We start from the raw sequence: 19,452 nt of genomic DNA on the forward strand, positions 1-19,452 counted from the left end.
CAGTCCTTTATCGATGTATGGGGCGCAGCGGGTCGCGCAACGCAATCTAAGTAACATGCGGCTTAGTGTAGTGAAAATCAATGGGGTCAGGACGAGATGGGGAAGAAACGCGCGTAACCGGATAAGCCAGACGAGTGAGGTGAACAGCACCGGCCTGAAGCAACAGATACCAAGCCGTCACTGATTTGCAGAATGCGCATCCGGCCGTAGCAGACTTATCAGCCGTACCGCGCGTATTCCACGGGTCGTTCCATTACGTCACATTGACAACTTTTATCTGATATAACATCACTGCATTCGCGGGTATTAACGGCGGGCGTCCTTTCTGCCCATAGGCAAGTTCAGGAGGCACAGCAACCTGCTCTATGCCATGATTATTCATCGAACGGATAATCGATTTAAATAATGCAGGATATTTGTTGAGTGGCAGTACCAATACCTTACCTTTTTCATTCATGTCATTAATAACTGTTCCATTCCACAAGCTTTCACGGATAACCACGGCAACTGTATCTCCTTCGCTGATTTTACCCGCGCCTTTTTCCAGCACTTTATAGTAGTACCCCATGGCACTGCGTTTAACACCGGGTTCTTTTGAGAAGCGTTTAAGGAAGCGATTACCTTCATCCTGGTCTGTAGAGGAATTATCGGTCTTTTTTTCTGACATTGCATAGAGCTGATAAAGCACTGCAGCCAGTTTCTCTTTTTTGACCGTTAACTGATTATTCATCATGTCGCTGGCTCCACGCAGTACCACTGGCCATGCAAGGTGGTAGCCGTCGGCGGCCTTTTTGCTAATCATGCCTTCCATTTCCTGCCCCCAGTAAGCGCCAACGGCATAATCTCTGATTTCATCTGCGCTTTTTGGGGTAAAAGCGGCTGGGGTATTACGGCTGGACAAAAGCGTCGCAATTTTCTCATTTTTAGCTGCTATTTCTTTATCGGCTTCGCTTTTCTTCACTCTCAGGTCAGTCAGCAGCTTTTGACTCTCCATGAGCTTTTGCTGCAACGCGTTAATTTCCTTTATCCGCACATCCGCTTCCCGATCGATAGCAGCCAGCTTCTCATCTTTAACGGCCAGTTCTTTATCAGCCTCGCTTTTTTTTACTCTCCAGTCAGCCAGCAGCCGCTCACTCTCATTAACCTTTTGCTGTAATGTATTGATTTCTTTTATGCGCATATCCGCTTCCTGATCGACAGTCGTCAGTTTCGCGGTTAATGCGACGATATCATCCTGGCTTTTTAATAGTGCCTGCTGAAGCTTTTCAGCTTTTTTCTGGATCACCGTGGCAGATTGATCGCCGATTATTTTGTTTTCAGCTGACGTTACCTGATCCTTATTCTGCGCTGTTCCTGCTAATGAAAGAGGCACGGGCAAGAGATGAGGACACAATACGGGTGATACAGTGGCCATTTTACTTTTTTTCTCAACGGACGGGTTTGCATCAGCGGGTTCACGATGAAAAAGATGGCCACCCGGCTTTTTGATTGCAGCCTTTACCCGATGATCATGCTGTTGAAATGCATTGGCTGCATGACTCACTTTTTGCTGGGGCACAATCATAGCTGGTGGTAAACCTTCATCGCCGACAGGGTTCAGCCAGGCGTCTGGTTTGTTCGTCCTGATAATCGCATCGAGAGAAGCCATCGCTTCCTGCTCATTCGCTTCCGCATACTTGTTTGTACTGATACCTGACATAATCAGCAGAGTTAAAGAGATAAGTTTTAAACCATCGCTCTTCACTGGAGATTTTCTCCGTAACTAATCAGAGCCTGCTGAAGATCCTGTTCAATATCATGGCAAAGCTTTTGCGTTTTATATTTATAAAGTGCATCGACCGTCTCTTTTGTCTGACTATTAATATCCTGACGTAGTGAGCTATAAAGTGAGGCATTCTTCAGTAGCCCGGAAAATGCAACACGTCTTTTTTCATACATAGCGGCATTGATTTTCCCCAGAGCGATCAACTCGCGCTGGCACTGCTCTACCGGACCCTCTGTTTTAATTACAGGCTGGACGGCATTAACAGACCTGGATGAATCCTGCACATTTACGGCTAGTTCCTTTTTTGCTCCGCTATAACTGCTCATTCGTTCTGACCTGATACTCTGACATCCTGTCAAAATGACTCCTGCAGCAATCATCATGCTGCATATAAGAAACTGACCTGCGGGGCTCTTGTCACTCTTTTTAGCGGAAATATTGACTGCAACTATTTTTCTGACAATCAGCATCTGAAGAAAAGAAAATAACAAAACGAATCTAGTCTCTCGCTCTTTTTTATTAAATAATTTCATTATGTCAGCCTCATCACTCAATTAACGAAATATCCCCGAAGAAGGGCAAAATGACGGCTGAATAACAGCCGGTTCCACCCGGAACTGACAGGACGTTATTCCAGGTTTACCTGCTTAGGTTTGAAACGACTGTCAGCATAAAAACTTAAGCGCGCCTGATCGGATAGTTTATTTGCCAGCGTCTGATTGCCCTGGTAACGAGCAATACGAATAGCCGAATCGTAGACACCGGCATCATTATGAACCGCCAGATAAGCCTGCGCCCAACGCGCATATTCCTCCAGAAGTTGTGAATTATGATCCCGGTTGTATCTTAATAACTCCTGAGTATGACGATCGAAGTCATAACGTTCATACTGCGTCAGCGACATGCTCAAAGGTAAAGCTGGTGGTATTGACTGCAGATTGTAACGTTCTGCTAAGGTTAATTGCTGCTGAATCTTTAGCCCGGCCAGAAAATCACAGGCTGTCAGTAATAACCCGACAGATAAAACAATCAGCAAAACCTTAATGACACACATCCGACGAGGCTGAACAAAGATCGTCCGGTGCTGATACAGCATTTCAGGCTGGCTAATTCTGACCAGCAATAAAAATACGAGCAGATGAGATGCTGATTGATAGAAGGGATACTCCAGCAGGACGTGCAGGCTAATGGGCAGTAAGAGTACAGCCACAGCGAGTGTGGGAGTGTGCTCATTGGTCAGCGCAGTCATATGCCTTTTTTTACTTGCTCTCAGTACGTTTAAAGCCGGTAAGAAGCAGGCTACAGCGGCAAGCAATAAGCCGCTCAGTGCCAGCGGTCCGCCCTCAACCAGCACATACAGCAATTCATTATGTGGGTGCCGGATGGTATAGCTGGCGATGCCGGTGCCAAAGTTTTGGCGTACTGCCGCAAAAGACGCTTCAAAACCGCCTAACCCAACGCCTGTCCAGGGATGCTGAAGGATCAGCGATAAAGATCCCTTTAACATATTTAAACGCTCAGAGCTTGAGCCAGCATGAAGTAAATCCGGCCCGGATACACCCGTTTGATGCAGAGTGTCAGCAGCAACGGACGCGACAGGGGAGAAGAACGTTAGTGGTAAAAAGAACCCTGCAGCACAGACAATTATCACCATAAAACAACATACTTGTCTGATCAGTGCGGCTCGATCTTTATTCGTTATCAGCAGGCACCACAGCATGCCGCTCGCGATCAGAAATAATGAGGCAGTCATGGTACTTCCCGCTCGTTGCATTAATCCACCGGTAACATTGACCATCAAACCCATAAGGATTAATAGCAGGAGCACCAGCCAGCGAATCGGTACCGACAGGTATTTTCGGAAAGTCAGCGGAGCGTGATCATTGCGTTGTCGTAATTCAGGGGTTAATGCACTCAGCAGGAAAAGCGCCAGCAATGCGCCATACAGGCCGACACGACTTCCCGACAGCAGTAATACCCACAACATGACACCCTGCAGGAACAATAAAAGGGCAGCCGACCAACGGTATAGCTTTACCTGTCGATAAAAAAAGTAAACTGTTACCGCATATCCTGTGGCAACGTAACTGGCTAGCAAATTAGATTGCTGAAAAATACCGTAGGGTTTACCCGCCACACGGCTGATATTGTATTCCATTAATTGCTGTGCCAGCGACGGCCAGCCCCACTGAAATAAACTTAACAGGCACTCCAGCAGTGCGGAAACTATAATCAGCATCAATATTGCGCGCTTTGCATGAGTACTCAGATGTATCTGATACAGCGACAAACTGAAAATTAACGCCCCCCAGATTGCCGCCAGCCGCGGTATGGCATTGCTGTAATTAACGGCTGGCGTCCAGCATAAGGGCAGCGTCATTAATAGCGCGGCCAGCACCCCTGTGCAGATTTGTGTACTGAACAGGATTTTTTTATTACGCAGTGCAGTGCTTAGCATCAGCAATGCACTTATCAGTAACATTACACTCCATGTTATTATATTTAGGGGTAATAATAGCCCGGACCCTCCCATATTTTTAATATAAATATGGTTCAGCAAAAGAAAATACACCGCCACTATAAAAATTAAAGTAAAAATTAAAAAACGGTCCCAGTAATGTTGCGTGCTGGAGAATGTTTTCGGTGTCAACTGTTCAGTTCCTTTGCTGATGCGGCTTAGCTTATTCATAAGAGGCGATAATAATTTCAGTCGCTGAGTAATCCCCGGCATCGATGCGGCCATTTTTTTGCAGCGTCACTGAAAAATTGAACCTATCTGCAATATTTTTTCCGGTGATAGGCACCTCAACACCGGTGAACGCATCCTTACCATTTATTTCGGCCTTTCCTGTCAGTGAATCAACAAACGATCCTCCGCCATCCAGACTGAAGGAAACAACGCCAGGTTTTTGGCTATTTTTAGACGTTGCAGTAACAAGCAACGTTGTGGAAAGCTTGCAGGTAATCGTGCCGGTAATCGTCTTCTTTTGCCCGGCAACTTGCCAGCTGTTGAGCGTGCCAAAATCAATCGTTGTGGGAATAGTCAGATCACAGGTTTGATTCTCAGGAGGAATGACACCGCAGACACTGCCAGGCCATAGCATGCCATTATGCTCGGCAGTCGTGGGTTGCTCTGTCAGATAATAGAGTCCGACGCAGGAGGCATTTTCATTTTCGATGCCGAATTCTGCAGTGAAAGGAATCGGATGTGCTTTATTATAGGCTTCTGCCACTTCTTTTGCAGTATTATAGGACTGAGCTTGAATACAGTTATCCGACACCATACATGTCCCGTAAAGTCCGGGTGGATGTGTTGAGTATTTTACATCAGGCCCGACATAACAGACGTGTTCACCTTTACAGGGATTGGGTGCGTTATCCTCTTCTGTCCATGCGACAATTTGTTGCGTAACATCATTTCCGTGACGTGAAATAGCCCTGACATAGGCTCCGGCATGGGCGTATTCACTTAAACCAATCACGCTAAAAATAAATATCATCGCTAATGAAATTTTAATTTTCACTTTCCTGATCTCTAAGATTATTATTCATAGCTGAGGCTAATCACAGCCTGAGCCGTAAACTCACCCGCCTCAATAGTATGGTCTGAAAGCGCTTCAGGTGTAGCCTGTAGCCAGGCAATGAAATGAAATGCCATATCCCCTTCGGCTAACGCAAAAGTATCACTTTTTTTATTAATCTTAATTTGCCTGCCATCTCCGGCAGATTTTATCCCCACCGCAATCCCTTTTGCCTCGCTTTGTGGTGATAACGCCAGTAATCCCGGTAGTGAGTCCTCTTCAGGCCCGGTAAAAGTAAAACGCACGGATTTTGCCTGGCTAATATCGCAGTGACTGAGTCGTAACGTAAACGGCGCTTCCGGTGAAGCGCCCTGATTATAAAACTGTCGATAACTCACCGGTGGAAATAAGACTGAAATCCCGGACTGATCCTCCTCATTGATATCGCAGGGTGGAGCCAGCACCGTGACGTTAATATTAACCTCACCGTAAAGATTGCTGTCACCCGCCCGAACCGGAGGTAAGTAAAGGAGCGGTATAAGCAAAATCATTATCAAATAGCGGCCATATTTACTCTCAGAATTAATCATAACTCACCCCTACGTAGACAACAGCTTGCCAGGCTCCTTCCTTCAGGCTGGCATGGGTACGTTCAGGCAATAAATAATAGGTAAGCACTGAATCGCCATTTTTGACTCGCAGAGGTTCAGCCTGTTGATTCAGAGGCACAGCTTTATGACGGGCATCCTCAAGCCGTAGCCCGAATCCCTGCGCACCATTAACAGCAATTAACGCGTGGTTATCAGGATCTGCGGCACTCATAAAATTGACTCGGATAAAAGGCAACCCGTCGCCAATGGCTCTGTTCCCATCACGGCCAGGCTGCGAGATAGCTTCAGGATCAAAACAGTCATGCAATTTCAGATGAAATGCACGACCCGCACCTCGCTCTCCGGGATTGATTAACTCACCACTGCTGAGCGTGCCTAAATTGACCGACTGCTCAAGCGTATCGCTGTCGACATTGCAGGCTCCTCGTGCCAGCGCGCCACTGACATACAACACGCCGGTATCGCCATCGACAACATCATTTTCTCCCGCATAAGCAGCCTGCCCTGTGGCCAACATCAGCACTACTAAGGACAACGGTTGCATTACTTTTTGCACCCAGTGAGAGACACCTTTCATTCTTTGCTCCCTTCCCTCAGCGAGCGGAATTAGCAACCTGACATTGACTGCCTGCGCAATGGAAGTTGAGATCAACACTGCCGCCATAGTCGTTGATATAGGTCAGAGTGGGTTCACTCCCCAGAGCATCTGCGATTGCACCTAGTGAGGCACTGCTTCCAGGTGCAATCATCAGCGGTCTGAATCCGCTCACCGGTTCACGGGTAGCGTGACTATGCGCAGCAACCAGACTGATGTAGTAGGGGGTTGGGTTATTCACGACTTCATTCTGACCTTGCCGACTGAGCTTAAGCTTTTGTTGAAATGCGGTCGCTGTCCCATTAGCCAGCTGAAGTGCTTTAGGCCGGTAGAAAAATTTTACCCGTGTCTGTAATGCAAGCTGCAAGGTATTCGGCGTTTTACTCCGTGGCGGAATCTCGCGCAGATTAAAATAAAACAGGGTTTCCCGGTCCTGAGGCAGTTGCATCGCTGCGGGCATCGCACGAATCTCTAACTGACTGGAAGCCCCTGGTTCCAGCCGCTGCAATGGCGGTAAAATCACCAGCGGTGAGTTGATTTTTTTGCCGTTACTGTCTTCCAGCCAGGCTTGCGCCAGAAAGGGCAACTGGGTATTTTCATTGTGAATATTCAGCGAAATTGCATGCTCATTACCGGGAAAAATTACCCGGGTCCGGTCAAGCGCGATTGCGGCGGAAGCGGGTTGACCAAAGAATATCCCTGCCAGCAGACTGACACCCAGAAGGGCGTGTTGATTACTGATGCGCATTATTTCTCATCTCTCGTTGGGTGTTATTTACTCTCATGCTGCTTTTTATCCTGGCGATCCCGATTCAGAATGCAGGGGAGTAGCAGTGCCGGAACATTAAGTTGTGGTGGCAATGTCACCACGCACTGTGTGCGCCCACTCCAGTTCACATCCATCTGTTCGCCCGGGTTCATTCCATTCAGCCAGGTTATGCCATCGTCCCCGACCATCCCGGTTTGTTGGCCCTTTTTATTCATCACGATGGCACCAAACGGCGGTGAACCTCCGTCTTGCAAGCCGATGGTGACCATGGCTTTTTTACCGGTCATCACATCAAAGCGACGAAACCCGATTGCACCGTCAGTCAGTGTGGCTTCTGTTACCGACGAAGCGCCGGAAATGTCAATATCATCAGCCAGATGTGTAATATCAACGGCAGCACGATTGCGGTAATAGCTATTAACATCACTCAGTACCGCAGCGCCGGTAAAATTGGTGGTGACGGTGTTACCGAACCCGTGAACCGGCAGTCCGGAAATGCCCTCAGCACCAATCATCAACCGGGTACCACCGGGTTGATTAACCCGGTGCAGTGCCGCGCCATGCAGCGTTGCTGTCATGCCGCCACGGGCAGACAAGCTGGCAGAAGCATAACGACCGGCCTGGTAATCAGTGCTGGCACTGATATCAGCAGAATCGCCTGAATGAGTGAAGGATCCGCTCGCCCCCTGACTCTTCTGGTTACCGTCAGCGCTAATCTGGTAGCTATCACGTTCACTTAATCGGTTGGAGTAACCGACGCGATGCAGTGCTACGCCATCATTCACACTTGTGGTGTAACTGATGCCGCCCTGCTGACCCAGCGGCATGGAAAGCGAGACAAAGCCGCCTTTGTCCCAGGAGCCCAGATACTGATTGCGAAAAAGAGACAATGAAAAGCTCAGATTCTTAAGTTTCCAAAAATCAAAATATTTCGATAGCATCACGGAGTAACGAATATTTGCTGGCTGGTTATCCCAGAATGTCTGGCGACTAATATTGAAATAACTGCTAAGGCCAATACTGCGAAATTGTTTATTGAATGACACGGTATACATCTGTTTACTGCCACCCGTTTTCAGCCCGGATTCGCGCGCATCCAGATATTCACTCAGGCTCATATAACTGCGTTCTGAGAAGCGATAGCCAGCGAATGTCACCTGACTGTCAAGTGAATCAAACGTTTTTGAATAGCTGAGACGGTAAGAGTTACCCTGTGTTTTTCCTTGTTGAGAAAGTTCGGCGCGGGAAGTAGAAGCATCTAATGACATCGCACCCATCGCCAGCAAATCACGTCCAATACCGACTGAAAGTGAGTTGTAGCTTTCACTGAACAGGCCACCGCCATACAATGACCAGCCATTGTTTACGCCCCATGAAAACTCCCCGGTTCCGAATACCGGCCCGCTAACGCGGTGACGCATATCATCAGGTCTTCCGGTAGCGAGTTTATAGCGCACCATACCAGGCCGCGTCAGATAAGGAACGCTGGCAGTATTAACCTGATAGTGTTGTACAGAGCCATCCTGTTCCTGCACGGTGACATCCAGCATGCCGCTGGTCGCGTCATTCAGGGTCTGGATCTGGAAAGGACCGGGTGCCACCTGGCTCTCATAGATGACGCGTCCCTGCTGACTAATCGTGACCCTGGCATTGGTTCGGGCGACGCCGGTCACCTCAGGCGCATATCCGCGCAGGTTTGGCGGCAGTTGATTATCATCTGAAGCCAGACGAATACCCGTAAAGCGTGGGTTATCGAACAGATCGGAGCTCAGGTAATCTTCACCCACCACCAGTTTCGCCCGCAGGCTGCGAATAGCACGATAAAGATAATAGCGGCTCCACTGAAACGATTGATTCGTTGTATCGCCATTATGGAAACGAGTCATCTGCCAGTCGGCACGTAGCCGCCATGCGCCCGCATTCGCGCCCACCGTGCCGTTACCGCTGGCAGAGTAGCCGGAACGACTCTCACCTTGTCCCTGGGTACGCTGCACACTAGCAAAATAGTCCAGCAGAATGCCCGGAATACCATCATCCCAACGGGAAGGTGGATCCCAGTCGTCGCTGGTGTATTCCAGATAGGCCTGGGGAATACTCAGATAGAGCGACGCCGTTGCCAGCTCTCCTCTTACACTCATTCCTTTTAGTGCAGCGTTGTCGACTTTCAAACATTGACCGTCATGCCACCAGGTTAACTTTTGATAGAGGTTTTCTTTTAGGCCTAATCTATTAACCAATGATCGTGTTAAACAGGCTTCACTCCCCTTAGGATCATTGTCAGGGACGTAAAAGGTAATGCTTTGCGCTGGCAGGCTGGTTTTATTGATATGCACCGTCATGGTATAGGTGCCTGGCATAACATAGCCTGCCCGGGAAAACTCACCCAGGTCGATATTTTCCCGATCTTTGACATCCATTACATCGGTGTTGAATTGCACATCAGCCTCATCTGCAATGACCCACCCCGGAGCAAAGCACAGGATTGTCAGGCAGCTGAATAGACTGCGGCACACAGGCGAGGGACGAGTCAACAGAGAGAACATCAGAAATAGTTCAGTCGGAAGTGAATAGCAGAAGAATAAGATCCTTCACGAAGCGGCTGATGGTTGCTGACCAGACGCAGAGTATAGTGCAGCACCTGCTCGCCGTTATGCAGTACAGCCTGAGGCAACGGCACGCCAGGGTGCGCAATATTTCCATTCTCGTCAGCAAGTTGCAGAGCCATGCCCTGCGCCGTACCTGCCAGAGCAAAGTCGTCACCATCCGTCTGACCATCAAAGCTGACGGCAAAGCGTTGCCAGTTGGGCTGGTGAGGATCGATGCGCTGAAGCCGACAGTCAATCAGGCGAATAGTGAAGGGTATTGCCTCTCCTGCACCTGTATGCTCGATTTCTGCTGGTCTGATCCGCCCCATAGAAATAACTTGCATGCGGCTATCTGGTGCGATGGTACAAGGCGTGTCGAGAATATCACCTGAAACATATACGGTTGTTTCGTCATTTGCTTCAGCGTAAATAAGCTTGCAGTAACTGAAAAGTGAAATCACCAATAGTACAGCGAACATTCTTTGACGATTCATTTATTTTATCCCGACAGAAATAAAGCCAGGGTATGTCAGTGACATACCCTGCAAGGTACTTATTGGTATGTGAAGGTCACGTTGGATACAGAGGTGAAATCACCTGGCAGGACTTCTGACGCACCATCACCTTTGAGGAATGCGGCGAATTGCAGCGTGTTAGAACCTTTAGCCAGTGCTTGTTTAGCTGTCGCTTCTCCCAGTTTGACCAGGCTATCGCCATGAGCAATGGCGATACCCGCACCCTTAGCCTGCCCGCCACCCAGCGCCAGCAGAGAGCTATCCTGACTGTCTGCTGTGCCAGTAAAGGTTACTGACACGTTTTTCATCGTCGTAACATCACAATCCTTAAGGTTAAACTGGAAATTGACAGGTGATGATTGCCCCTCGTTTTCCAGCACGTGAGCGGCAATATGCCCCAGTTTGACTTCCTGACCTTGTGATCCGGCATCCAGTGAGCAGGGCGTTTCAGTAATTGAACCGGTAAAGGTCACATCAGTACTGTCTGTTGCGGTTGCGGCCATAACTGCGCCAGAAAAAATAAAAGCGGCCATACCCATAGCTGCGACAATCGCATTCTTTTTCATTTGTTTTCCTTGATTTAACGTTTAAAACACAGTGAATTTGCCTTAACGGCCTTGCCAGCCCGGCACGATAAAACACATGCAGGCAAATCTGTTTTCTCTATTCAGTTATTCAATCTACCGAGCCAGTTTAATTACTGTCACCGGAGATAAAATCCCCACGTAGCAGAAAATGAAAATAATCATCTAATGAAAGTCAATCAGACAATCAAGCTCAGTCACAAACTCTCTGAGTGGAATAAAATAATCACTTTCATTATCGTGTTGCTGTAAGCAAAGGCCCAACTTACTACGAATATAGACATATTCACAGTTACCGGGAGGAGACTCTCGAAACAAATTCAGAAAACTAAGAATGTCATCAATTTCTGTGAAACCGTAAGCCTTCAGTCTTTCTCTGATATTTTCACTTGAAAAAGCATGCCTTCGTGTTAATTCCAGGTCCATTTCATCAAAGTTCCTCTTCACGATCGAATTCATTTAATGAAATTCGCTCATTCGGCAGTAATTGTATAGCCGCTTTGCGCGGCCCGCAACCGGGCTAAAATTGAGCGTAAATAGTTTTCTTCGATTATTAAAATAATAATGATCGATATTTCCGATCAAATTAAGAAAATAAAAAAACCATAAAAACCAATAAAATTATACATTTACAAATAAAAATCCCGAAAATTTATAAAGAATAAATCACACAAAAAAACAGATTACATTCAAATATGAAAATCAAATTAAATAAAATTACTCAAAAAAGTTTCCGTTATATTTAATAAAATGACACCTAACATAAACAAACATTAAACGACAAATCCTTTGGCAAATCAGACTCGAAAAGTCATCACCCGCAAAAATTCCCTTTGCCATGAAAAATAAAATTGCTGTTATCTTTCAGGCAGAAATAGCGCCTCTGGGATTCGTCGACAACAGCGCTTCGTTAAAAAATCTTTTGAATTTTTATTGATAAAAATCAATATCTATGTATTCATTCATCTTTTTACCTGAGCAGCTTCAGGCATTAACTGACAGCGGACTAAGCGATATCAGACTGTCGGTTACCGTATCCCACAACAAATAAAATCTGCCTCACATAAAATAAGGCGTTACGACGCGTTGACGCCCGCTCTGCATTAAGCAATCGAATTACCCCCCCAGACAGGTGCTGCGTAATGGGGAGTGATCAACATCTTCTCTAACTTTTTTCAACTGATGAAGTTAAAGGAGGATGATGTAACGCGGGCGGGTCTGCGTTGCGTTTTCGCGTACGTTGTATGCCGCGAGGCATGCTGGAGATTTCGGACGGTTTCAGGAATAGCGGGCTGATCGCGTTGTACCCGGATTATTTTGCTGACGTATAATCCCGATTTGTTATCACGCTTCTGGTCCATCGCCAGGCCATCCCTGATATAATCGCGGATTCTCATGCTTTTCCTGCGTCGGTTGCTGTGCGTCGTTCTGTGGGTAATACGTGAGGTAATAATTGGTATAAATTGATTTTTCATCAATTAAAACCTTATACTTTCAACAGGATAAACAATGCTGAGTTATCGCCATAGCTTCCATGCGGGCAACCACGCCGACGTACTGAAGCACACCGTTCTGAGCCTGATCATCACGGCGCTGAAAGAGAAAGAGAAACCGTTTTTCTACCTGGATACCCATGCGGGTGCAGGTCGCTACCAGCTGAGTGGCGAACACGCCGAGCGAACCGGTGAATATCTGGAAGGCATCTCGCGTATCTGGCAACAGCCCGATGCACCGGAACTGCTGCAACCCTATTTTGACGCGATCGGCGCGCTGAATCGTGGCCCCTCGCTGCGCTACTATCCCGGCTCCCCGCTGATTGCCCGTCATCTGCTGCGTGAAGATGACAGGCTGCAACTCACCGAGCTGCACTCCAGCGACTATCCGCTGCTGCGTAACGAATTCAGCAAAGATAATCGGGCTCGCGTCGACCGTGCCGACGGTTATCAGCAGTTAAAATCGAAACTGCCACCGCCGTCGCGTCGCGGTCTGGTCCTGATCGACCCGCCGTATGAGATGAAAAGCGACTACCAGGCGGTAGTGAAAGGGATTCAGGAAGGCCATAAACGTTTTGGCACCGGCGTCTTTGCGCTGTGGTATCCGGTGGTGTTACGTCAGCAGATCAAACACATGCTGCGCGACCTGGAAGCGACAGGCATTCGCAATATTCTGCAGATCGAGCTGGCCGCCCGTCCGGACAGCGATCAGCGCGGCATGACCGCCTCCGGCATGATCGTGATTAACCCGCCGTGGAAGCTGGCCGATCAGATGACTACCCTGCTGCCGTGGCTGCACAAGAAACTGGTTCCGGCCGGTACCGGTCACTTCGTGGTGAATCAGATCGTTCCTGAATAAACCGATTATGTGGATTCTGCTGGCAGGCGCGCTGGGCGCGCTACAACCCGCCCGGCGTCTGGCGCTACTGCTGTTAGCGCTCGCCGCGCTGCTCGGGTTTTATCGCGACGTTCTGACGTGGCCGGTGCTGCCACTGCTGACCGGGGTTGTGGCACTGGTCGCGCTGCGCCGCTTTGATCCAATCCGTTCCCGGCAGCACATCCTGAGTGAAGCGCTGCTGGTGCTGATGTCGCTGGGATTGTTCCTCCATCTTTTTCCCGGCTTTCACAATCCGCTCGTCGTTGATGAGGTTAAGGTGGGCGCACAGAGTCTGCCATTCAGCTTCTCCTTCAACTTCGATAAAGCGCTGATCCCCTTTGTGCTACTGGCCTGCCTGCCGACGCTGTTCCGCGCCCGCGCCTGTCCGCCGCGTTATCCGTGGATCGCTGTACTGGCATTAATCGCCGCCGTGCCGCTGCTGCTGGGTAGCGCCGTGCTGCTGGGCGGTCTGGCCGTGGAGCCTCACTTTCCGCCCTGGCTGCCCGCGTTTATGCTGGCCAATCTGTTCTTTGTTTCGCTGGCCGAAGAGGCGCTGTTCCGCGGCTATCTGCAACAGCGGCTGAGGGATGCGCTGGGTGGGATGCCCGCGCTGGTAATCAGCGCGCTGGTGTTCGGGCTGGCGCATGTCACCGGCGGCGTGCTGCTGATAATTTTCGCGACGCTGGCCGGGCTGCTTTATGGTCTGGCGTGGCACTGGAGCGGCCGCTTATGGCTGGCGACCGCCCTGCACTTCGCTCTGAATATCACCCATCTGCTGCTGTTTACTTATCCGGCGCTGCATCACTAAACCGTAAACACCGCCAGGTCCGAGGCCAGCTCGGTGCGGGGGAAAATGGTCTGGCACTCCGCCAGCAGGCGGCTCATGTCCTTTGCAAGATAGCGGGAGCTGAAATGGGTGGCGATCATCCGCTTTGCCCCGGCGCGCTTTGCCACCTCCGCCGCCTGCAGGGTCGTGGAGTGCCCGCGCCCGTTGGCTTTCTCCATCATCGCCGCCTCCAGCGTGGTTTCATGCACCATCAGGTCAACATCCGCTGCCAGCTGCAGCGCGACCTCCGTAGGTGCCGTATCGCCAAAGATGGCCAGCTTTTTGCCGGGTGTCGCCGAGCCAAGGTAGTCAGCGCCGTTAATGACCCGCCCATCTTCCAGCGTCACACATTCCCCCTGCTTCAGCTGCTGGAACCATGGGCCGCGGGGCACCCCTTCGGCTTTCAGCCGCTCGGCATCCAGCAGGCCAGGTTTGTCGTGCTGTTCAATGCGATAGCCAAAGCACTCCACCGGATGGCTCAGTGGCCAGGCACTGATACGAAACTCACCGTCATCCAGTGTCCAGCCCGCCTCAATCTCAACGATGTTCAGCGGATAGTCGGTGTAAGAGCCGCTGATCGACAGCGCCGTCTCAACAAAGGTCTTTAATCCTCTGGGGCCATAAACCGTCATCGGTGAGGTCAGTCCGGCCATCGACCGGCTGGTGAGTAAGCCCGGCAGCCCGAAAATATGATCGCCATGCAGATGGGTGATAAAAATCTTATCCAGCTTGCCCGGTTTCAGGCTGGAGCGCATAAACTGTAACTGCGTGCCCTCCCCGCAGTCGAACAGCCAGGTTTCACCACTCAGCGCGCGGGTAAAAGCAATGGAGGTCACGTTGCGTTGCAGACTGGGAGCACCGCCGCCGGTGCCAAGAAAAGTAAGGTGCATGGTATGCTTCCCTGTAAGCGAGTGAAAAAACAGAACCCTATTACAATCATAGGCGCAAACTTTGCGTCATTTCGCCCCGCAGCGTTACACTCAACCCCAATTTTTTATGCAACCGGATGGATACTTCAATGACCCGACATTTCGACTATCTCGCCATTGGCGGCGGCAGCGGCGGCATCGCCTCGATTAACCGTGCGGCTATGTATGGCCAGAAATGCGCCCTGATTGAAGCTAAAGAGCTGGGTGGCACCTGCGTGAACGTGGGTTGCGTGCCGAAAAAAATCATGTGGCACGCCGCGCAAATCGCCGAAGCTATCCATCTCTACGGGCCGGATTATGGCTTCGACACCACCGTCAATCGCTTCGACTGGGCCACGCTGGTCAAAAACCGCAGCGCCTATATCGATCGCATCCACAGCTCTTATGACAACGTACTGGGTAAAAACAAAGTTGAAGTGATCAAAGGCTTTGCCCGCTTTGTCGATGCGCACAGCGTTGAAGTTAACGGCGAGATTATCACGGCTAACCATATTCTGATCGCGACCGGCGGTCGTCCGGTTCACCCTTCTATTCCGGGTGCGGAGTACGGCATCGATTCCGACGGCTTCTTCGAGCTGGACGCGCTGCCTAAACGCACCGCGGTTGTCGGCGCGGGCTACATCGCGGTCGAACTGGCGGGCGTGGTGAATGCGCTGGGATCGGAAACCCATCTGTTCGTGCGTAAACATGCGCCGCTGCGCAGCTTCGACCCGCTGCTTACCGAGACGCTGGTCGAAGTGATGAACAGCGAAGGCCCGGCGCTGCACACCGAAGCTATTCCGAAGGCTGTGATTAAAAACAGCGATGGCAGCCTGACGCTGCAGCTGGAAAACGGCAGCGACTACACCGTGGATTGCCTGGTCTGGGCGATTGGCCGTGAGCCTGAAACGGACAATCTCAATATTCAGGCCGCGGGCGTGGCGCTGGATGAGAAAGGCTACATCAAGGTCGATAAATTCCAGAACACTAATGTCTCAGGCGTCTATGCCGTGGGCGACAACACCGGTGCGGTTGAGCTGACGCCGGTTGCGGTGGCTGCGGGCCGTCGTCTCTCTGAGCGTCTGTTTAACAACAAGCCGGACGAGCATCTGGATTACAGCAACGTGCCGACCGTAGTGTTCAGCCATCCGCCGATTGGCACTGTGGGACTGACCGAGCCGCAGGCGCGCGAACAGTATGGCGACGATCAGGTGAAGGTCTATAAATCGTCGTTTACCGCCATGTACACCGCAGTCACCCAGCATCGTCAGCCGTGCCGCATGAAGCTGGTGTGTGTGGGTGCCGATGAGAAGATCGTCGGCATTCACGGCATCGGATTCGGTATGGATGAGATGCTGCAGGGCTTCGCCGTGGCGCTGAAGATGGGCGCGACCAAGAAAGACTTCGACAACACCGTGGCGATCCACCCGACCGCAGCGGAAGAGTTTGTGACGATGCGTTAACCCGCACCGGGCTTCAGAAACAAGACAGGCGACTTAAGGTCGCCTGTTTTTTTATGCCGCGTCCATATCCGCTTTCTGACCGTGCAGTGCAGCACCGCGTCAGTGCAACTCAGCTTACGCGATCCAGCCAGCGTACATACGCCTGATCCCACAACGCCGCGGGCGTGCCCGCTTTGCCCAGACCAAATCCATGCCCGCCTTTGCTGATCTGAATCAGCTCAACCGGCACGCGGTTACGGCGACAGGTGTCGCGCATCAGCGCGGTGTTAAACGGATTGGAGGTGTGATCGTCCTCGGCCTGCGCCAGAAACGTCGGCGGATACTGCCGGGTCACGAAGTTCTGTACCGACCAGTTCGCCTCATCCTGCGGGGTGGCATTTTTGCCAACCATCATCAGATGCGTGTTGGTATGCTGATAAGGCGCTTCCAGGGTGATGACCGGATAGATCAGGCCAACACTATCGACTTTCGGCACCACTTCATCCAGCGGGTCGATGGCCGGATAAGATTCAAAGTCCGGCCGCGCCGCCGCCAGCCCCAGCAGATGTCCGCCTGCCGAGAAGCCCAGTACATGCACCTTGCGCTCAAAAGAGCGTACCAGCCGGATGGCGCGCTGCGCATCCTGCAGCGGTGCCAGCCGCCCCGCCTGCCACTTCTCATGCGGCAACCGGTAGCTGAGCACATAGGCGGTATAGCCACTGGCGTTCAGCCAGCGCGCTACCGGCCAGGCTTCACGGCCCATGCCGATCCAGCGATACCCGCCGCCTGCGGCGATTAATACCGCTTCGCCATTGGGATTTTCCGGTTTAAAGCGCTGAATCGCCGGGCTGACGATATTTGACCAGGAACCGCTGCTGTTAATATGCAACTGGCCGGATGGGCCGCCGCCGCCGGGCGGATCGTCCGGCCAGAGGGGGATAATGTCATCACGGGCAAATAATTTGCCGGTGGTCATGGAGAGCCCAAGCGCTCCCGTGCCGAGAATAAAGCGTCGACGCGTAATCATAATGCCTGTTGTGTGATGCCAGAGTAATGAGCAAGCCATTGCGGCAGGCTACCGAAGAATTAACAGATGCAAGTCTGGTGCCATGGGGGGCGATTATGTACGCAATGGCCCCTGAAAAGCCATAAAAAAACGCGCCCGGCAGGCGCGTTTTTATCTTATCCGGCAGGCTTAATCTTCCTGCTGGAATTGGGCCATCACGGCCTGTTCACACTGCTGTTCGTTGACGCGCAGTTTGGCCCGTTCATCGTCGCCAAGTTGCAGCCAGGCACTGGCCACTTCACGCGCGGACTCTTCATCAAATTCCGGCTGATTCATCGCCGACGGTGACTGGCCGCCCGCCACGGTCGATTTCATCTGCTCGACGTAATGATCTGCAGTGGCGACCTTTTTCTCGCCGCTGACAATGTGGCACAACTGACTGGCGTAAACATTCTGCTCAGTATCAGCGTCGTCCGCTGCCAGCGCGCTGCCGGAGGCAAGGAGGCTTAGCAGCACTATCTGAGTGACTTTCATTTTTAACTCCTGTTGATTCGGGTTAAACCTTGTGCTGAAGGGCTTCGAGGCGCTTCTGACGCCAGTTCAGCAGCGGCGTCACGGTGGTGCCATGAACCACCACGCTGCAGACCACCAGCGTTAACGCCATATTCGTCATAATTTCCATCTGCGGGCCTTGCATGCCATGCGTCCAGGCATAGGCGATGTAGTTCAGACTGCCAATCCCCCGTATGCCCAGCCAGCCAATCAGCAGGCGCTGCCCGAGCGGCAGTCCGGCGCGCAGCGTCACCAGCCAGACGGCCAGCGGTCGTACTACGGCAAACAGCACCAGCCCAATCAGCACGCCGTAGATGTTCCAGTGCTGCGCCAGTGTGACGCCCAGCACCACCATCATGCCAGCCGCCAGTAAACGTTCAATAGTATCGCCAAAAGAGAGCGCGTCGCCTACTACAAACCCAATCGACTTCACCATATTGTTGTTGCCCTGATGCGCCAGGCGTTTGTTAGGGTTCACCAGCGCCTCAGAGGGCAACACACGCTCGTCGTCAGAGAGATCGTCAGGCTGATGGCGACGGAACACGCCCAGCTCGGCACGGCGTAACCCCAGTCCGGCGGCGAAGGCGGCGAGGAAGCCGGAGGCACCCAGGTACTCTACCAGCGAATAACTCAGCGCAATCAGCGCCAGCGCCAGGAAATCATTGGGTGCCACGTCGCCATTGGCATTGCGCAGTCGGGTCGCCAGCATGCCGATCAACTGCCCCAGCACAAAGCCAATAATCAGACCGCCACCAATCGCCCAGAGCACCTCGACCGCGCCCCAGTGCGCCAGCATCGCGCCACTCAGGCTCTCGCCATTAAACAGCAGCAGCGCCAGCATCAGCAGGGGTAATGCGGAGCCATCGTTCATGCCCGCTTCACTGGAGATTGCTACGCGCAGCGAATCATCATCCTGCGCATCGTTGACCGAGATTAAGCTCGCCAGCACCGGATCGGTCGGCGCGACAATCGCCCCAAATGCCAGCGCAACCGGCCACTCTAATCCCACCAGGAAGTGCGCCAGCAGAGTCATCGCGCCGACGGTGAGCAGCATAGCGGGAAACGCCAGTTTCAGCCCGGTGTGCCAGCAGTTGTTCTGCAGCGGCTGACGCAGCTTAAGACCGGTGATAAACAGCGAGGCCGCCATAGTGATTTCGGTGATATGGGCCACGGCTTCGGAATGAGTGACGATATCGAGGTGGATAACATCAAATCCCCACGGGCCGCACAGCATGCCCGCGATAAGGAACAGACCAAATGAGGTGACAGGCCCCCGGTGAATCCAACCGGAAGCCAGCGACATCAGCAGCAGAAGGCCGCCCGTCGCTGCTGTCCAGGCTAAAAAGTTCATAACGCTCCAGAATATTTCGGGTTTATGAATAAGCCTGGCACATTTTTTGACG

The 19,452-nt window shown here is 51.4% G+C and carries 17 protein-coding genes; 3 read left to right on the forward strand and 14 right to left on the reverse strand.

Going from position 1 to position 19,452, the window contains the following annotated elements:
- Nucleotides 1-253 precede the first annotated feature (253 nt).
- The 10 genes from F3I20_RS11385 to F3I20_RS11430 form a co-directional block, all read right to left on the reverse strand.
- Nucleotides 254-1,744: an FKBP-type peptidyl-prolyl cis-trans isomerase gene (locus F3I20_RS11385; protein WP_150037565.1), complete on the reverse strand. Its 1,491-nt coding sequence runs from the start codon at nt 1,742-1,744 to the stop codon at nt 254-256.
- Nucleotides 1,741-2,298 (reverse strand): YuaE family lipoprotein, encoded by a 558-nt coding sequence (locus tag F3I20_RS11390; protein ID WP_150037566.1) that lies wholly within the window; start codon nt 2,296-2,298, stop codon nt 1,741-1,743. Before F3I20_RS11390 ends, F3I20_RS11385 begins: the two co-directional genes overlap by 4 nt.
- 95 nt (nt 2,299-2,393) lie before the next feature.
- Nucleotides 2,394-4,508 carry a PglL family O-oligosaccharyltransferase gene (locus F3I20_RS11395; protein ID WP_150037567.1) on the reverse strand — a complete coding sequence of 705 codons (2,115 nt, stop codon included), beginning with the start codon at nt 4,506-4,508 and terminating at the stop codon, nt 2,394-2,396.
- Entirely contained in the window at nt 4,447-5,289 is an 843-nt protein-coding gene (locus tag F3I20_RS11400) for an MrpH family fimbial adhesin (RefSeq protein ID WP_150011249.1), read from the reverse strand. Before F3I20_RS11400 ends, F3I20_RS11395 begins: the two co-directional genes overlap by 62 nt.
- Nucleotides 5,290-5,309: 20 nt before the next feature.
- A complete protein-coding gene (locus F3I20_RS11405; protein WP_150037568.1) occupies nt 5,310-5,876 on the reverse strand; it encodes a fimbrial protein in 567 nt (188 codons plus the stop codon).
- Nucleotides 5,869-6,474: a fimbrial protein gene (locus F3I20_RS11410; protein ID WP_190285925.1), complete on the reverse strand. Its 606-nt coding sequence runs from the start codon at nt 6,472-6,474 to the stop codon at nt 5,869-5,871. The genes F3I20_RS11405 and F3I20_RS11410 overlap by 8 nt, the downstream gene beginning before the upstream one ends.
- Before the next feature lie 16 nt (nt 6,475-6,490).
- Complete coding sequence (locus F3I20_RS11415) at nt 6,491-7,240, reverse strand: fimbria/pilus periplasmic chaperone (protein ID WP_150037570.1); 750 nt, start codon at nt 7,238-7,240, stop codon at nt 6,491-6,493.
- 23 nt (nt 7,241-7,263) lie between these two features.
- A complete protein-coding gene (locus tag F3I20_RS11420; RefSeq protein ID WP_223821176.1) occupies nt 7,264-9,699 on the reverse strand; it encodes a fimbria/pilus outer membrane usher protein in 2,436 nt (811 codons plus the stop codon).
- Nucleotides 9,700-9,803: 104 nt separating this feature from the next.
- Nucleotides 9,804-10,340, reverse strand: coding sequence for a fimbrial protein (locus tag F3I20_RS11425; RefSeq protein WP_150011259.1), 537 nt, complete (start codon nt 10,338-10,340; stop codon nt 9,804-9,806).
- Between the two features lie 59 nt (nt 10,341-10,399).
- The gene (locus F3I20_RS11430) at nt 10,400-10,927 is read right to left on the reverse strand and encodes a fimbrial protein (RefSeq protein ID WP_150011261.1); all 528 of its coding nucleotides are present in this window, start codon (nt 10,925-10,927) and stop codon (nt 10,400-10,402) included.
- 1,527 nt (nt 10,928-12,454) lie between these two features.
- Here F3I20_RS11430 and F3I20_RS11435 point away from each other — a divergent pair.
- The gene (locus F3I20_RS11435; RefSeq protein ID WP_150037572.1) at nt 12,455-13,297 is read left to right on the forward strand and encodes a 23S rRNA (adenine(2030)-N(6))-methyltransferase RlmJ; all 843 of its coding nucleotides are present in this window, start codon (nt 12,455-12,457) and stop codon (nt 13,295-13,297) included.
- Between the two features lie 7 nt (nt 13,298-13,304).
- On the forward strand, nt 13,305-14,123 hold the full coding sequence (locus F3I20_RS11440) for a CPBP family intramembrane glutamic endopeptidase (RefSeq protein ID WP_150037573.1): 819 nt from the start codon (nt 13,305-13,307) through the stop codon (nt 14,121-14,123).
- On the opposite strand, the gene rnz is transcribed toward F3I20_RS11440, so the two are convergent.
- On the reverse strand, nt 14,120-15,031 hold the full coding sequence (rnz, locus tag F3I20_RS11445) for a ribonuclease Z (RefSeq protein WP_150037574.1): 912 nt from the start codon (nt 15,029-15,031) through the stop codon (nt 14,120-14,122). The two genes, F3I20_RS11440 and rnz, sit on opposite strands and share 4 nt — an antisense overlap.
- 128 nt (nt 15,032-15,159) lie before the next feature.
- Between rnz and gorA the strand changes: the two genes are divergently transcribed.
- On the forward strand, nt 15,160-16,512 hold the full coding sequence (gorA, locus tag F3I20_RS11450; RefSeq protein ID WP_150037575.1) for a glutathione-disulfide reductase: 1,353 nt from the start codon (nt 15,160-15,162) through the stop codon (nt 16,510-16,512).
- 109 nt (nt 16,513-16,621) lie between these two features.
- On the opposite strand, the gene F3I20_RS11455 is transcribed toward gorA, so the two are convergent.
- From F3I20_RS11455 to F3I20_RS11465, 3 genes are all read right to left on the reverse strand, one after another.
- Nucleotides 16,622-17,518, reverse strand: a complete 897-nt coding sequence (locus F3I20_RS11455; RefSeq protein ID WP_150011274.1) for an alpha/beta hydrolase — start codon at nt 17,516-17,518, stop codon at nt 16,622-16,624.
- Between the two features lie 168 nt (nt 17,519-17,686).
- Nucleotides 17,687-18,031 carry a hypothetical protein gene (locus F3I20_RS11460; RefSeq protein ID WP_033784234.1) on the reverse strand — a complete coding sequence of 115 codons (345 nt, stop codon included), beginning with the start codon at nt 18,029-18,031 and terminating at the stop codon, nt 17,687-17,689.
- Between the two features lie 22 nt (nt 18,032-18,053).
- The gene (locus F3I20_RS11465) at nt 18,054-19,400 is read right to left on the reverse strand and encodes a cation:proton antiporter (RefSeq protein ID WP_150037576.1); all 1,347 of its coding nucleotides are present in this window, start codon (nt 19,398-19,400) and stop codon (nt 18,054-18,056) included.
- Between the last annotated feature and the right edge of the window lie 52 nt (nt 19,401-19,452).

This window comes from Candidatus Pantoea gossypiicola, assembly GCF_008632075.1.
Classification (GTDB): domain Bacteria; phylum Pseudomonadota; class Gammaproteobacteria; order Enterobacterales; family Enterobacteriaceae; genus Pantoea; species Pantoea gossypiicola.

What these genes read in the sequence shown, in the direction of transcription:
- F3I20_RS11435 (WP_150037572.1), top strand. Translation starts at nt 12,455, where the DNA reads ATGCTGAGTTATCGCCATAGCTTCCATGCGGGCAACCACGCCGACGTA.
- F3I20_RS11460 (WP_033784234.1), bottom strand. Translation starts at nt 18,031, where the DNA reads ATGAAAGTCACTCAGATAGTGCTGCTAAGCCTCCTTGCCTCCGGCAGC.
- F3I20_RS11415 (WP_150037570.1), bottom strand. Translation starts at nt 7,240, where the DNA reads ATGCGCATCAGTAATCAACACGCCCTTCTGGGTGTCAGTCTGCTGGCA.
- F3I20_RS11425 (WP_150011259.1), bottom strand. Translation starts at nt 10,340, where the DNA reads ATGAATCGTCAAAGAATGTTCGCTGTACTATTGGTGATTTCACTTTTC.
- F3I20_RS11390 (WP_150037566.1), bottom strand. Translation starts at nt 2,298, where the DNA reads ATGAAATTATTTAATAAAAAAGAGCGAGAGACTAGATTCGTTTTGTTA.
- rnz (WP_150037574.1), bottom strand. Translation starts at nt 15,031, where the DNA reads ATGCACCTTACTTTTCTTGGCACCGGCGGCGGTGCTCCCAGTCTGCAA.
- gorA (WP_150037575.1), top strand. Translation starts at nt 15,160, where the DNA reads ATGACCCGACATTTCGACTATCTCGCCATTGGCGGCGGCAGCGGCGGC.
- F3I20_RS11440 (WP_150037573.1), top strand. Translation starts at nt 13,305, where the DNA reads ATGTGGATTCTGCTGGCAGGCGCGCTGGGCGCGCTACAACCCGCCCGG.
- F3I20_RS11410 (WP_190285925.1), bottom strand. Translation starts at nt 6,474, where the DNA reads ATGAAAGGTGTCTCTCACTGGGTGCAAAAAGTAATGCAACCGTTGTCC.
- F3I20_RS11405 (WP_150037568.1), bottom strand. Translation starts at nt 5,876, where the DNA reads ATGATTAATTCTGAGAGTAAATATGGCCGCTATTTGATAATGATTTTG.
- F3I20_RS11395 (WP_150037567.1), bottom strand. Translation starts at nt 4,508, where the DNA reads ATGGCCGCATCGATGCCGGGGATTACTCAGCGACTGAAATTATTATCG.
- F3I20_RS11465 (WP_150037576.1), bottom strand. Translation starts at nt 19,400, where the DNA reads ATGAACTTTTTAGCCTGGACAGCAGCGACGGGCGGCCTTCTGCTGCTG.
- F3I20_RS11430 (WP_150011261.1), bottom strand. Translation starts at nt 10,927, where the DNA reads ATGAAAAAGAATGCGATTGTCGCAGCTATGGGTATGGCCGCTTTTATT.
- F3I20_RS11455 (WP_150011274.1), bottom strand. Translation starts at nt 17,518, where the DNA reads ATGATTACGCGTCGACGCTTTATTCTCGGCACGGGAGCGCTTGGGCTC.